The following is a 15,285-nucleotide window of genomic DNA, read 5'->3' as shown; positions in this document are numbered from 1 at the left end:
TTATCAAACGACTGTTGCGCCATAAAAGGCCTGCAAAGCCGCATTTTCTTTGTCTATGCCTTGTTGTTCTAAGTCGACAATGCGTTGCTTCATTTTCGCATACTCTACTGGCTCTACTTTTATAAATTGATATTTCAGGGCATCCCAGTTGGCAAGTATTTCACCAGCTTTCGTACTTTTTGTATAGTAGAAGTGATCCATAATCAGTTTTCGAACCTCATGATATTCTTCGTCTTCTTCAATTCGTACGAGTTGAATCATCTCATGATTGCTGAGCGCTTGAATATCCTTGTCTTGATCCAATAGTAAGTAGGCAGTTCCTCCCGACATTCCAGCACCGAAGTTCTTGCCGACATTTCCAAGTACGACTACTTTTCCACCTGTCATATACTCACACCCGTGATCTCCTATTCCTTCTACTACAATTGTAGCTCCAGAGTTTCGAACGGCAAAACGCTCACCTGCACGACCGTTCAAGTATGCCTCTCCAGAAGTTGCTCCATAAAATGTAACATTCCCGGCAATCATGTCACGCTCTTTCTCATTTTTGGCTCTTGATTCAAGGATCAGTTTCCCGCCAGATAGCCCTTTTCCAAGATAATCATTTGCATCCCCGAGAAGTTTGATAGTCATACCCTTTGGAGTGTAGGCGCCTAAACTCTGTCCAGCATGTCCAGTCAAACTGATTTCCACTGTATCATCTGGTAAACCTAGCTCTCCATACTGTTTTGTGATCTCATGACCGATGATTGTGCCGACGACGCGGTCTGTATTTTTAATTCGTGCCGATATACGGACGGACTGACCTTGTTCGATAGCTGCTTCCACTTGCGGCAACAGTTCTCGTAAGTCAAGTGATTCTTCAAGTCGATGATTTTGCTCACGTTGTTTTGTTCGTGGCCCATCTGTTCGGTGAAGCAGTGCCGTGAGGTCTAATTGCCCTGCTTTCCAGTGCGATGATGCGCGCTGTGAGACATGTAAGGCATCCGTGCGACCCACTAGCTCTTCTACTGTGCGGAAGCCAAGTTTCGCCATCCACTCACGCATTTCTTCTGCTACAAACAACATGTAGTTCACGACATGATCTGCAGCACCTGTAAATTTATCACGGAGCTTTGGATTTTGTGTGGCGATTCCGACAGGACAAGTATCTAAGTGACACGCCCGCATCATAACACAGCCCATGACAATGAGCGGAGCTGTTGCAAACGCATATTCTTCAGCACCTAAAAGAGCGGCAAGTAGCACATCTTTTCCAGTCATTAGTTTGCCGTCTGTCTCGAGCGTCACACGATCACGCAGCCCATTTAGCATAAGCGTTTGATGGGCTTCTGCTAAACCGAGTTCCCACGGCAGACCCGCATGGGTAATGCTTGTCTTCGGCGAAGCACCCGTCCCTCCGTCATAACCGGAGATTACAATGACATCCGCTGCACCTTTTGCCACACCTGCTGCAATCGTACCTACTCCACCTTTTGAGACGAGTTTGACACTAATGCGTGCATGACGGTTTGCATTTTTCAAGTCATGAATCAGTTGTGCCATATCTTCGATTGAATAGATATCGTGATGCGGAGGTGGTGAAATCAATCCAACACCAGGTGTTGATCCTCGGACGTCCGCAACCCACGGATAGACTTTATTCCCTGGGAGTTGGCCACCTTCTCCAGGTTTCGCACCTTGTGCCATCTTAATCTGTAATTCATCTGCTTGAGAAAGATAAATCGCTTTGACGCCAAAACGCCCTGATGCAATTTGCTTGATGGCACTGCGACGGAAATCACCGTTGTCATCCCGTTTGTAGCGAGAAGGGTGTTCCCCACCTTCTCCACTATTGCTTTTCCCTCCAAGACGGTTCATGGCGATAGCGAGCGTTTCGTGCGCTTCTTTTGATAATGAACCAAACGACATCGCACCTGTCTTAAATCGTTTCACGATCTCACTTGCGGGTTCTACTTCTTCAAGTGGAATAGGTGCCAAGTCTGACTTTATGTCAAACAGATTTCGTAAAAAGCCCATGCGCTCCTCATTTGCCATTTCTGCATATTGGCGATAAAGTCCACTATCATTTTGACGTGTCGCCCATTGCAATGTATGGATAGTTTTCGGGCGGAAAGCATGGTGCTCGCCATTTGCTCGCCACTGGAATTGACTTCCGGAATCGAGTGGTTTAGCAGCAAGACTGACGGCAGCTTCTACACGTTTTTCCATCTCCAGCTGAATCGTATCCAAATTAATACCACCGAGTTGTGATTTAGTACCCGTGAAATAGGCATGAATGACATCATGGCCAATTCCTACCGCTTCAAAAATTTGCGCTCCACGGTAACTTTGAATTGTTGAGATTCCCATCTTCGCCATAACTTTCACAACACCATCTGTAAATCCTTTTACTGCGGATGTGACTGCTTCTGTGTAAGTTTTTTGTAGATGACCCTCTTCGATAGCTTGATGGAGTGTCGCATATACGAGATACGGGTAAATTGCATCCGCTCCGTATCCAATCAGTGCAGCAATATGATGCACTTCTTTTACTTCTGCCGATTCAATGATCAGAGAAGCTTGTGTTCGAAGTCCTTTTCGAACTAAATGATGATGAATGCCACTAGAGGCTAAGAGAATCGGGACGACTTTTTGGCCTCTTTGTAACGAGCGATCAGATAGTACAATCAAGCTGACACCGGAGAGAATCGCTTGTTCAACTTCTTCACATAGTTGATCTAGCTTATCTTTTAAAGATCCTTCAAAAGCAACCTCTACAGTCTTGGATATCATCACCGGATGGTTGTAGAGCTGGTTCAACTCACTTGCCTTCAAAATCGGCGTTTTAATAAAAATGCGTTTTGCATGCGAAGCTTGTGGATTTAATAAATCTCCTTCCGCACCTAAATAACTGATTGTTGACGTGACCAGTTTCTCACGGATCGAATCGATTGGCGGGTTTGTGACCTGTGCGAATAGCTGCTTGAAGTAGTTGTATAAAAGTTGTGGTCGATCAGATAATACAGCAAGTGGCGTATCGTTGCCCATCGAACCAATTGGGTCTTTTCCTTCCGCTGCAAGCGGTAATAAATATTTATGAATGTCTTCAAACGTGTATTGATTCAACTGTTGTTTGTAGAGCAAATCATCACTGTTTTCTACAAGTTCTTGCGTGGATTCAAGCACTTCAAGGTTTTCAATCCACTCGCTGTAAGGCTCTGCAGTCGCAATCGTTTGTTTCAATTCTTCGTCTCCGATAATTCGTCCTTGTTCTAAATCGACAAGTAACATCTTTCCAGGACTTAGGCGTTCTTTTGAAACAATCATGCCCTCTTCCACATCAACTACGCCGACTTCAGATGAATAAATGATGCGGTCATCTTTCGTGACATAATATCGAGCAGGTCGAAGTCCATTCCGGTCTAACACTGCACCAATTTGTTTGCCGTCTGTAAAACAAATCGCAGTCGGTCCATCCCACGGTTCCATGAATGTAGAATGATACGTATAAAATGCTTCTTTTTCTGGCGTCATATGTGGATTTTCTTCACTCCACGGTTCAGGAATCATCATCATCGCTGCATGTGCAGGTGTACGTCCTGCAAGTACCAAAAACTCAAACGCATTATCAAGCATTGACGAATCACTACCTGTCTCATCCACAATCGGTAGAATTTCAGAAATATCTTCACCAAAAAGTTCTGAGACAAATTGTTTTTCACGCGCTTTCATCCAGTTCACATTGCCTTGCAATGTATTGATTTCCCCATTGTGAACAAGGTAGCGATTTGGATGTGCTCGCTTCCAGCTAGGGAAAGTATTTGTGCTGTAACGCGAATGAACAAGACTATAGGCAGATACGAAACGTGAATCTTTTAAATCTACATAAAACTCGCTAACCTCTTTCGGTGTGAGAAGTCCTTTGAAGACAATCGTCTCACTCGAGAAAGAGGGAATGTACACTTCGTATCCTTCTTGTAGTAACCAATGTTCGAATTTCTTTCGGATGACGTAAAGGGCACGTTCAAATGCCAAACGTTCCTGTGATGCCTCATTCTTTTTTACAAAAAGTTGTTTGATGATTGGCATCGAGTGGGTTGCTGCTTCAGATAACCCTTCTGCATTCAATGGAACATCTCTCCATGAGAGAAAATCTATAGTTTTAGAATCATTTACAAGTTCTTCTAATTTCGACTTTGCTACGTCCTCAACGACTGCTTCATTCGGGAAAAACACCATTGCTACTGCATAATCCCCTCGAGTTGGTAATGGAAAGTCGAGTACTTGTCGGAATAGAGCATCTGGTAGTTGCACCATGATTCCTGCGCCATCTCCAGTTTTATGATCACTCCCACGACCTGCTCGGTGATCTAATCGGTGAAGCATTTCAAGTCCATCCATCACAATGTCATGGCTGGCGATTCCTTTTATATTTGCATAGAGTCCGATCCCACATGCATCATGTTCATCTTTCGGATTGTATAGACCTTGTTTTTGTGGGTATTGATGAAATGTCATTGTTCATCCCTCCATGTCATTGATGTGTAAGAATAGTGTAAGTTTTCAAACTGATATAAACAATATATAATTACTATTATATCCATATCAATTTGAGATAGGAGTGTCGATAAACCTTGGAACTACGCCAACTCATCTACTTTCAAGAAGTAGCAAAACGGGAGCATATTTCAGAAGCCGCTCTTCAGTTGCATGTTGCCCAATCTGCCATTAGCAGGCAAATCGCTAATTTAGAGAAAGAACTTGGTGTTCAGTTATTCGACCGAATTGGTCGCAATGTAAAGCTGACATCGATTGGTAGAGATTTCTTAAAACATACAGAACGAGCCCTTGCTGAAATTAATTATGGCTTGGAGGAAATCGGGAACTATTTAGATCCTGAGAAAGGGACAATTCGAATAGGTTTTCCCAGTAGTTTTGCGACGCAACTTTTACCAAGTGTTATTACTGCTTTTCGAAAAGAACATCCGGATGTCGAGTTTCAACTTAGACAAGGTAATTATCACTTTTTAATAGATGCTGTGAAGGAACGATCGATTAATTTATCATTCATAGGTCCACTTCCAGCAGGTGACCCTGAACTTGAAACAACAGAATTATTTACAGAGTCGTTTTCACTTGTTGTCCCGCTTCAACATCGCTTAGCTAGTCAACGTTCTGTCCATTTAAGCGAGCTAAAAAAAGAGCCTTTTATCGTCTTTCCAGAAGAGTTTGTGCTGCACAAGACTGTCATACAGGCATGTCAATCGGTTGGTTTCGTGCCACAGGTCAGTTCAATCGGTGAGGATTTAGATGCTATCAAGGGGCTAGTTGCAGCCGGACTAGGCATTTCAATTTTGCCAGATAGCACATTGCCGGATGGCTCTTTACGATTAATTAAAAAAATCCAACTTACCACACCAACACTCAGTCGTTCAGTTGGCTTAATCACACCTGCTACTCGAATTCTCACACCGTCTGAGAAAGTGTTCATTGAATTCTCGAAAGACTTTTTTAAACGAATGAACCAATATTTATAATTTCACGTTCACTTCATCGCGTCGGTGTGTTAAACTAATGCAATATTCAAAAAAAGGTGTGATGAAATGATTGAAGTACAAAACAAGCAAACCGTGAAAGTTGAATCGATTCTTCAGGCATTTCATCAATTGAAGGATGTCGTGGTACATACCCCTCTTCAACGAAACGATGTACTGAGCAGACGCTACAATGCGGAAATTTATTTAAAGCGAGAAGACCTTCAGCATGTGCGCTCTTTTAAATTGAGAGGTGCCTATTACAAAATCATTTCTATAGAAGAAAAGGCGAGACAAAATAGTGTTGTTTGCGCTAGTGCCGGAAACCACGCACAAGGTGTAGCGTATGCTTGTTCAGAACTGAAGATTTTCGGAACCATCTTTATGCCAAAGACGACACCAAAACAAAAAGTGAATCAAGTCCGTATGTTTGGTGGCGAGTTTGTTGAGATTCGTCTAGAAGGGGATACTTTCGATGATTCAGCTGCATCCGCTCTCGCATTTTGTGACGAGAAGAAAGCAGAGTTTATTCATCCATTCGATGATTATGAAATCATCGCAGGGCAAGGAACAGTTGGTGTCGAGATTTTAAACGATGCAGAAACACCAGTGGATGTCATTGTTGCAAGTATTGGTGGCGGTGGACTTATTTCAGGTGTTGCGAGTTATTTTAAAGGGGTTTCTCCTGCTACAAAAATTATCGGCGTTGAACCCAGCGGTGCAGCAAGTATGGCCACAGCTTTTGAGAAAGGTAGACCCGTTGCGTTAGAGTCTATCGATAAGTTTGTGGACGGTGCTGCTGTTAAATGTGCTGGTGCCTTTACTTATTCAATAGCGTCTCAGACCGTGGATCAGATTATTGCCGTCGATGAAGGAAAAGTATGTACGACGATTTTGGAAATGTACAATCAACATGCGATTGTTGTAGAGCCTGCAGGTGCTCTTCCGATTGCTGCACTTGACACGTTAAAAGAGGATATACAAGGGAAACAAGTTGTGGCCATTATCAGTGGAGGAAACAATGATATCTCCAGGATGCAAGAAATCAAGGAAAAGTCTTTATTATATGAAGGCTATCTCCATTATTTCTTAGTAAAGTTCCCTCAACGTGCGGGCGCTTTGCGTCAATTCTTACATGACGTGCTCGGTCCTGAAGATGATATTACGACGTTTGAATATACGAAGAAAAATAACAAAGAGAGCGGCCCAGCATTAGTCGGAATTGAGTTACATGACCCAGCAGATTATCCCGCACTAGTAGAGAGGTTTGAGTCGAATGGGTTTGATTACAAGGTTGTGAACACGGACTCTTTATTATTTGAGTTATTGGTTTAATGAAATAGGCACATAAAACCAGCCTCCGCTCATTTTGAGTGGAGGCTGCTTTTATGCTTCGAGTAACATACGATCGGACAAGGCCTGGCTACCTTTGATCTGCTTGAACTCATTCAACAAATCTTGCACCGTCAAAGACTTCTTGCGCTCCTCATCCGCTTCAAAAATAATCGAACCTTGATCCATCATCACTAGTCGATTCCCAAGATCGATTGCTTGTTGCATATTATGCGTTACCATCAATGTTGTCAGTCCCTTTTGGTCAACTAATTGTTTCGTCAGTTGGGTGATCAACTCGGCACGAGCTGGGTCAAGAGCAGCCGTATGCTCGTCTAAGAGTAGAATCGAAGGGTTGGTAAATGTGGCCATAAGAAGTGACAAAGCTTGCCGTTCTCCCCCCGATAACATGCCTACTTTTGTAGTCAGGCGATTTTCAAGATTCAAATGAAGTGCTTCAAGCTCCGACTTAAAAAACTCACGGCGGTGCTTTGTCGCTGCGAATCGAAAACTACGTTTTGTATTGCGTGAATAGGCAATTGCTAAGTTTTCTTCAATCGTCAGAGTCGGTGACGTTCCCGCCATCGGGTCTTGAAACACTCGTCCAATCCACTTTGCACGTTTATGTTCAGGCAGGTGTTCGACATTTTGGTTATCGAGTAGTACATCTCCTTGCTCAATGGGCAATGTCCCCGAAATACAGTTGAGTAAAGTCGATTTTCCTGCTCCATTACTTCCAATAATCGTTACAAAATCTTTATCTTGAAGGGTCAAATCAATCGACCGGAGCGCAATCTTCTCATCATGACTGCCTTCGTTGAAGCGTTTCTGTAAGTTATGAATGGTTAGCAAGTTCGACACCTCCTCTTTTCTCTACTTGTTGCTTACGCAATGCCTGTTTTTTAAGTTTCGATAACTTCGTCGGTAAAACTAAAGCCAATACAACAATTAAAGCTGTTAGCAGTTTCATATCCCCTGTATCTAAAAACTCGATACGTAGGGCAAATGCTAATACAAGACGGTAGATTACAGCACCTACAATAACAGCGAGTGTAATGCGCACAATAGATTTTGTTCCAAAAAGCGCTTCCCCGATAATAACAGATGCTAATCCAATGACAATCATTCCGATACCCATTCCAACATCTGCAAACTTCCCGTATTGGGCGATAAGAGCACCTGAAAGTGCCACTAAACCATTCGAAATCGCAAGACCGATGATTGTCAGACGATCTGTATTTCCTGAAAAACTTCGAATCATTCGCTTATTATCTCCAGTCGCGCGCAAAGCAAGACCCACTTCCGTTTTTAAAAAGAGGTCCAATGCAATTTTTACGACTGCGACAACAACAAGTGCACCAACTACAATCGCATAGTATGTTGGGATACCTAATGATTCGATGAACGAGATGTACTTGGTAATTAATGTTTCAGATTGTAGTAGTGGAATATTTGGTCGTCCGACGGAATTTTCAACAGTGAGCCCCATAATACGTAAATTGATTGAATACAAGGCAATCATCATCAAAATACCAGACAGTAGAGGATTGATGCCCCCTTTTGTATGCAAGAGCCCTGTTCCTATTCCAGCAATAAATCCTGCTGCTAGTGCCGCTATAGTGGCAAGCAGTGGCGAGTAGCCAAGTACAATCATCATAGCAGCAGTAGAAGCTCCCGTAACAAAGCTTCCGTCTACCGTAAGATCAGGAAAATCAAGCACCCGGAATGTCAAATAGACGCCGAGTGCCATTATCCCATAAATCAATCCTTGTTCTACTGCTCCTGTTAGTGCTCCTAGCATAGGTATTCCCCTTTTCTATTCAACGATTTCAGCATTCCAGCTCTCATCTATAGTGATACCTAGTGTATCTGCTGCATCTTTATTGACAACAAATTTCACGTTTTGTGGATATTGAACTGGTAGATCTGCAGGTGTTTTCTCACCTGATAAAATTTGAGCAGCCATCTCACCCGCTTCATAGCCGATATCAAAGTAATCAAATCCGTAAGCTCCAAGTCCTCCACGGGCTACAGAATCAAATTCACCCACCATTACCGGTAATTGGTTGTCGTTTGCCACAGAGATGACAGATTCTAAGGCAGATACAACTGTATTATCTGTAATGATGTAAAGTGCATCGACTTTACCAATCAATGACTCTGTTGCTTGCTTGACCTCAGCTGAAGTCGCTACCGAGGCTTCTGCAATTTCAATTCCGATTTTAGCTGCTTCTTCTTTTACTCGACCGACTTGAGCGCGAGAGTTTTGCTCACCTGAGTTGAATACCATTCCAACAGATGTTGCATTCAAATTATCTTTCAAAAATTTCATTGTGCTTGGAATCGCTTCTGGTTGTGTATCGACCGTACCTGTTACGTTTCCACCCGGTGATTCCATCGACTGCACAAGTTCCGCACTAACTGCATCTGTTACAGAGGTGAATACAATTGGAATCTCAGAGGTAGCACTTGCGACAGCTTGTGCGCTAGGTGTAGAGTTTGCAAAAATCAAATCTACTTCTGCGCTCACTAGGTTCGTCGCAATGGTAGTATTTGCACTCGTATCATTTTGTGCATTTTCAATTTGGTAATTTGCATCGATTCCAGCATCCTCAATTGCTTTTTGGAAGCCTTCAAATGCTGCATTTAAGGAAGGGTGCTCCACAATTTGTGTAACACCGATTGTGACTTGATCTTCTGCCCCTTCTGCTTGCTGTGATGCGTCACCACATGCAGCAAGTAATAGAGTAGATGATAGTGCAAGTAGTCCGAGTGATTTTTTCCAGTTCATTTCATTTCCCCCTTAACTTTAGCGCGTTGAAGCGACGAAGTATTATAAAGCTATAGTACGTTGGTTTTGTATGAAAGTCAATCGAATTTTCAGAAATAATACAAATAAAAAAATCAGCAGAGATAATATCTCTGCTGACTCGATTAATTTGCAACTTTTTCTTTTTTGATTTGCTTACTACGAAGTTGTCCACAAGCTGCGTCGATATCCGTCCCTTGCTCCATACGAACACCACAGTTGATGCCACGTTTTTTAAGCGTTTGGAAGAAGGCATCGATTGCTTCTGGTGTGCTTCGCTGGTACTGTCCGTGTTCATCAACTGGGTTGTAAGGAATCAAGTTTACATAGGACAAGTGCCGCTTATTCTCGAGAAGATCCGCTAACTGTTTCGCCTCTTCTACATGATCGTTCACGTCACGAAGCAAAATGTATTCGAACGTAATTCGACGGTTCGTTTTCTCTAAATAATAATCAACAGAATCCATCAATTTTTCAATTGGGAATGCTTTATTGATAATCATGATTTTACTGCGCAAGTCATCGTTTGGCGCATGAAGAGAAACTGCAAGATTCACTTGAGTCTGCTCATCTGCAAATTCACGGATTTTCTTTGCAAGTCCACTCGTGGACACTGTGATATGACGTGCTCCGATTGAAAGTCCCTTTTGATCATTAACAACTGTCAAGAAATTCATCAAGTTTGTATAGTTATCAAAAGGTTCACCAATACCCATAACTACGATATGGCTGACACGCTCTTGCTTCCCAGCAGCATCTAAATGTTCTTGTACTTTCATGATTTGACCAACAATTTCTCCCGCATCTAAGTCCCGGCTCTTTTTTAAGAGTCCACTAGCACAGAAGCTACAACCGATATTACAGCCCACTTGTGTCGTTACACATACGGAAAGTCCGTAATGGAAGCGCATAAGTACAGTTTCAATCAAGTTGCCATCTTCTAGTTGGAACAAGAACTTGATTGTCCCATCTGCCGATTCTTGTTTTACAGATTCTTTCAATGTCTGCATTACAAAATGTTCGCTCAGTAGTTGCAAGCATTCTTTATTCACATTGTTCATTTCTTCAAACGATTGTACACGTTTAACATATAACCAATTCCACACTTGCTCTGCACGGAATTTCTTCTGACCACGCTCAAGTAACCAGTCTGTTAATTGATCCTTTGTCAGGCTATAAATTGATTTTTTCATTTTATGGTGTCCCTCATTTCATCCTCATTACAATTTTCCCATTATACTATAGGATTGGATGAGTGACAAGTTTATTTACTTGTCTCAATTTCATTCGTTTGAATCCAGTCACTGTAACTACCAGCGTAGAGACGCACGTTCTCTCTCCCACTCTCTAGTAGCGCAATGGTTAAGGGAGATGCTGTAACACCACTTCCACAATAGGTCATGATTTCCTTCTCTTCAGGGAGATGGCGAAAAAGCGCTTCTGCTTCTGTACCTTTTAAAAGACCTCTGTCCGATTTCAATTGCTCCCAATCAATGTTTGCTGCCGTTGGAATATGTCCGGCAATCGCATCGATGGGCTCAGTCACTCCTCGGTATCTATCAGTAGAACGTGCATCAATCAACATGCCATTTTGAGCAATATGATTTTTCACATCCTGCTGATCCGCAAGAAGACCATCATGGAACTGTAGAGTTTGATTTGTTGAAGGATACCAAGCAGTGCCTCCTTCTAGCGGAAACACTTCTTTTAGACGGCCATATCCTTCACGCGCAATCGAGACATTCGTAAAACCCGCCCACAGCAGTAGTACAGCAGCACGTGCAGCAAATGGTGCGTTTCCTTGATCATAAATGACGAGTTCGTCTTCGTATGTTAATCCAGATGCTTGAATTAGCTTTGTCATCCGTTGTTTTGACGGAACAGGATGACGGCCTTCAGAGCGAGACATATCCGAAAGATGATCCTCTAGGTGCCAATAGATAGCGCCTTGCACATGGTCTTGTTGGTAAGCTTGCTCGCCCCAAGTGGGGTTTTGTAAATCAAATCGTGTGTCGATGAAACGAACGTGTTGTTTTGGAAGTTCATGCAAATCTTTAGTAATGATCATATTCATCCTCCTAAAGTAGTGTGCGTTTTTGTTTCCATTTCGTAAGCGTTTCGTGTTGTTCTAAAAGTTCTCGTTCTGCTTGTATCGTTGAAACTGATGATTGTAAGAGTCGCAACTTTATTTGATCCATTACTTCGCTGAAATAACTATCTGTCCAATTGCGCAAGCGTGACTTCTCAGCAGCAAATGGATTTTCTAAATCATCTTTGATCATGCGTTCGAGGTCCTGTTGCACAGCATGTTTTTCATTCTTTTCGAAGAATCGTTTCGCGTTCTTGTATCCACTCTTTAACGAACTATAGTTTTCAACTTTTAGAGTAGGCTCTTGAAACTCTAAAAGTTTGGGTGCTTTGAGCTCTATAGGACTCACTGCAAATGCAGCAGGCTGTTCATACAAGAACGCAAGCTCTTGTCGCTCGTAATCCCGAACACTTTTGTCAGTTGCTTGTTGAAGGCGCAAGTTTGTGACGCGCAGCTCTTGCGCGGCATCAAACTGTATACTTGCAGCGACTTCACGTAACGCTTGTTCGAATGCTTGTCTTCCATCCTTACTAGCAAACCTTGACGGATTGAATGCTTCTTTAAAGAAGTCTGGATATCGGTAGAACAGTCGTTGTTTCAAATAATAAATAAGCGTGTCTGCTTCATTTAATAGAGCCGTACGCATCGATTGTGAATGGGACTTTGTATAGCGTGTGCGCAACTGTTGTTCGAGTTCTGCGAGTTCTGCTAATCGTTGTGGTTTCCGTAGCATATTCTCCTCAGTAGAATCAATTAGCTTAGAGAATTGCTCGACTAACTCGTCCGCTTGTTCTGAAACGGCCTGTAAAATCACATCAAGAAGCTCATTCCTTAAAAATGCTTGGAAAGCATCTGAAAAAGCAGGCATACCACTCGTTAAGTTTTCGCCAGTCTGCTTCTCTTTTAAAGCTTGTAGACTAGATACCCCATATAAGCGTGGGAAGCGAATGCCGAACTGGGTCAGTTCTTGTCCCACATAGTCGATGACTTCTTGTTTTTCTTGTTCAGAACTTGCGAGGTCAATTGCATTGACTACGAAGAACATTTTATCGAGTTCAAAAGAATCTTTTACACGTCCAAGTTGAATTAAAAACTCACGGTCTGCTTTTGCAAATGCGTGATTGTAATAGGTGATGAATAGAACTGCATCTGCATTTCGAATGTAATCGAAGGCAACGCCAGTATGCCGTGCATTAATCGAATCTGCCCCAGGTGTATCCACTAATGTGACCCCTGCTCGAGTCAATTCACAATCGTAGTAATAAGTGATTGTCTCAACAAAACAACTTTTTGATTCGACTGCGACATATTCAGTAAAGTTTTCATGATCTACTAGACGCGTGGTTCCAAGATAAATAAGTTGCTCGTCACTACCAGATAAGAATGCGCGAATGAAGGACTTTTTCGTTTCATCGAGAGGTTTAGTTAAAAACTCATTGGCTCGACTTTTGAATTCCTCAAGAGATTGACACTCTTTACCGTGTGGCGCAACCATGGCCTTTAATTCTGTCAGTAAATCTTCTTTTTTCTTGAATGCTACATCCGCGTGACGATGAGGTTTGCCCTCTGCAATAGGAGCGATTTTATTGATGGAAGCCGTTGTCGGGTTAGGCGACACTGGTAAAACTGCGTCTCCGAGCAACGCATTTGAAAAACTAGATTTACCAGCAGAAAATGCACCAAATAGAGCAATAGTGAATGAGCGATTCGTCACGCGTTTGATTTTTTGTTTTAGTTCACGCACAGCATCTTTAAAGTTCGGTATGTCTGCTAGTTGCGTCGTGACATTTTGCGCCTTTGACAAAATCGCGGACTCGTCAAATGATGCCGCTTTTTCAGCTTCTTGCTCTTGCTTTTCATCGATCACTTTTTCAACTTCTTGTCCGAGTTTGAGCGGTTTGGCTTTGGCGTAAAACTCTGTATACTCCTCTTCCCATGTCTTTAACTGAAGCATGCGAGCAGCTTGTAACTGTTCATTTGGTGACTTCATTTGTAGCGAGTAATCGGCTAGACGTTCTTCACTTGCAAACCACTCTTCTAGAGCTAGTTTTCGTCTCGTTAACGATTGTTTCTTAAGTTGATCGTCTTCTGATAAAATTGTTTCTCCATCTGACTCAGATAAACGTTCATCCGCCCAAACAAGTGTTGTCTGCACAATAAATCGTTTAATAGCCTGTTCGATCCGAGACGAAAACTGAAGAAGCCCGTCTCCTGTTGCACTTGTGCCAGGTTTGTACTCTGTAGCGATAAGTTTTGGATCCATCTTGAAAGAAATATATGTCTCGTCCGACTGTACTACACGTGCATAGCGATCAATCACTCGTTGTAGTAGTGGTAAGGTCGTTTGATCAAACACTTCTTGCAAAAGTTGCGTTGCAGCTTTTAAACGATTGTCTTGCTCCTCTTCCGTCTTTTTCTTCGCGCCAAAAAAGCCTACTTTGAAACCAGGTTGACTCGCCTCCGCGTATAGACGGATTCTCTCGCGGACATCAGGCGTCATCAAATAGGCCGTCGATAGCACTTCTTGGACATCATTTTGAAGTTCTTCTTTCCACTTGGTGAAATCCAGAAGTTCAAATGATTGAAGTGCAAGCTTTGTCTCTGAATAGGTCGTCTTTTTATCGAGCCATTCTTCTGGTGAAAAGAGCTCTTCATATGTAGCAGCTAAGTCTTCTTGATCTTCTTTTAAATAGGTAGCGTGTTCATCAATAAGTTTTTGAAGAGTGCCTGTAGTACTTTCTTCTAAAACCGTCTCCTTATTCTCGAGCGCGTGTTGGATGACATCCTGAACATCCTTCACTGGATAGGTCTTAGCATCACGAAGAGACGTAAAGAAAATTCCTTTTGGATGGACACCCCAGCTCTCAAATGCTGTCTTAACTGACTGTTTGTAAGCCTCTAGTGAAAGTTCTTGTTCTCTGTGCTTATCCATTTGATTAATAATCAAGTAAACGTTCGGATTTGTCCGCATCAAGTCTTTTGTGAAAGTAAAATTTAATTCTGACTGGACATGATTATAGTCCATCACATAAAATACCAAGTCCGCTAAATGCAACTCAGATTCTGTAGATAGTCTATGAGCATCGTCCGTAGAATCCACTCCAGGTGTATCCATTACTACGATATCATTTGGCAATCGAGTATCTGGGTGAAACAATTCGATTTTACGAACGGATTGTCCGTCTTTTGCCATACGTTTAAGGTTGGCTACAGCCAATTCTTCCTCTGCTACGGCGACGTCTCCATTCATAAAGTGGATGTATGCTTTCCAATTCGTAGCTTTTTGAATCGTCACTATATTTGCAGATGTGGGAATTGGACTTGTTGCTAACAAGTTTTCACCTGTCAACGCGTTGATCATGCTGGACTTCCCCGCAGAGAAGTGCCCAGCAAACGCAATCGTCAGATTTTCCGTAAACAGTTTTTGACCAAATTTCTTCGCTTTATCAAATGTAGTAACATTCCCTTGCTGCTTCGTTACGACACCTAAAAGCGCAGTTCGTCTATACAGTTGTTGTCGTTGTTCATTCATACACGCT

9 protein-coding genes are annotated in these 15,285 nt (G+C 42.5%); 2 read left to right on the top strand and 7 right to left on the bottom strand.

The window, feature by feature from the left end:
• Positions 1 to 3: 3 nt before the first annotated feature.
• Positions 4 to 4,500 (bottom strand): glutamate synthase large subunit, encoded by a 4,497-nt coding sequence (gltB, locus tag ACF3OH_RS06590; protein WP_392456498.1) that lies wholly within the window; start codon positions 4,498 to 4,500, stop codon positions 4 to 6.
• 116 nt (positions 4,501 to 4,616) lie between these two features.
• Here gltB and ACF3OH_RS06585 point away from each other — a divergent pair, with 116 nt between their 5' ends.
• Both ACF3OH_RS06585 and ilvA read left to right on the top strand, forming a co-directional pair.
• Positions 4,617 to 5,519, top strand: a complete 903-nt coding sequence (locus tag ACF3OH_RS06585; RefSeq protein WP_392456495.1) for a LysR family transcriptional regulator — start codon at positions 4,617 to 4,619, stop codon at positions 5,517 to 5,519.
• Between the two features lie 69 nt (positions 5,520 to 5,588).
• Positions 5,589 to 6,851: a threonine ammonia-lyase IlvA gene (gene ilvA / locus ACF3OH_RS06580; RefSeq protein ID WP_392456720.1), complete on the top strand. Its 1,263-nt coding sequence runs from the start codon at positions 5,589 to 5,591 to the stop codon at positions 6,849 to 6,851.
• Between the two features lie 51 nt (positions 6,852 to 6,902).
• Here ilvA and ACF3OH_RS06575 read toward each other — a convergent pair whose 3' ends face one another.
• The 6 genes from ACF3OH_RS06575 to ACF3OH_RS06550 form a co-directional block, all read right to left on the bottom strand.
• Positions 6,903 to 7,700 carry an ABC transporter ATP-binding protein gene (locus ACF3OH_RS06575; protein ID WP_204589199.1) on the bottom strand — a complete coding sequence of 266 codons (798 nt, stop codon included), beginning with the start codon at positions 7,698 to 7,700 and terminating at the stop codon, positions 6,903 to 6,905.
• Complete coding sequence (locus ACF3OH_RS06570; RefSeq protein ID WP_204589198.1) at positions 7,684 to 8,649, bottom strand: ABC transporter permease; 966 nt, start codon at positions 8,647 to 8,649, stop codon at positions 7,684 to 7,686. Before ACF3OH_RS06570 ends, ACF3OH_RS06575 begins: the two co-directional genes overlap by 17 nt.
• Before the next feature lie 15 nt (positions 8,650 to 8,664).
• The gene (locus tag ACF3OH_RS06565; protein ID WP_392456492.1) at positions 8,665 to 9,639 is read right to left on the bottom strand and encodes an ABC transporter substrate-binding protein; all 975 of its coding nucleotides are present in this window, start codon (positions 9,637 to 9,639) and stop codon (positions 8,665 to 8,667) included.
• 143 nt (positions 9,640 to 9,782) lie between these two features.
• Positions 9,783 to 10,850, bottom strand: coding sequence for a 23S rRNA (adenine(2503)-C(2))-methyltransferase RlmN (gene rlmN / locus ACF3OH_RS06560; protein WP_204589191.1), 1,068 nt, complete (start codon positions 10,848 to 10,850; stop codon positions 9,783 to 9,785).
• A gap of 71 nt (positions 10,851 to 10,921) precedes the next feature.
• Positions 10,922 to 11,725: a sulfurtransferase gene (locus ACF3OH_RS06555; protein ID WP_392456489.1), complete on the bottom strand. Its 804-nt coding sequence runs from the start codon at positions 11,723 to 11,725 to the stop codon at positions 10,922 to 10,924.
• A 10-nt stretch (positions 11,726 to 11,735) separates the two neighbouring features.
• Positions 11,736 to 15,278: a dynamin family protein gene (locus ACF3OH_RS06550; RefSeq protein ID WP_392456487.1), complete on the bottom strand. Its 3,543-nt coding sequence runs from the start codon at positions 15,276 to 15,278 to the stop codon at positions 11,736 to 11,738.
• Positions 15,279 to 15,285 lie beyond the last annotated feature (7 nt).

Origin of the sequence: Chryseomicrobium aureum (genome assembly GCF_043182735.1) — a bacterium.
Classification (GTDB): Bacteria; Bacillota; Bacilli; order Bacillales_A; family Planococcaceae; genus Chryseomicrobium; species Chryseomicrobium aureum.
This window is presented reverse-complemented; position numbering and strand designations above follow the sequence as displayed.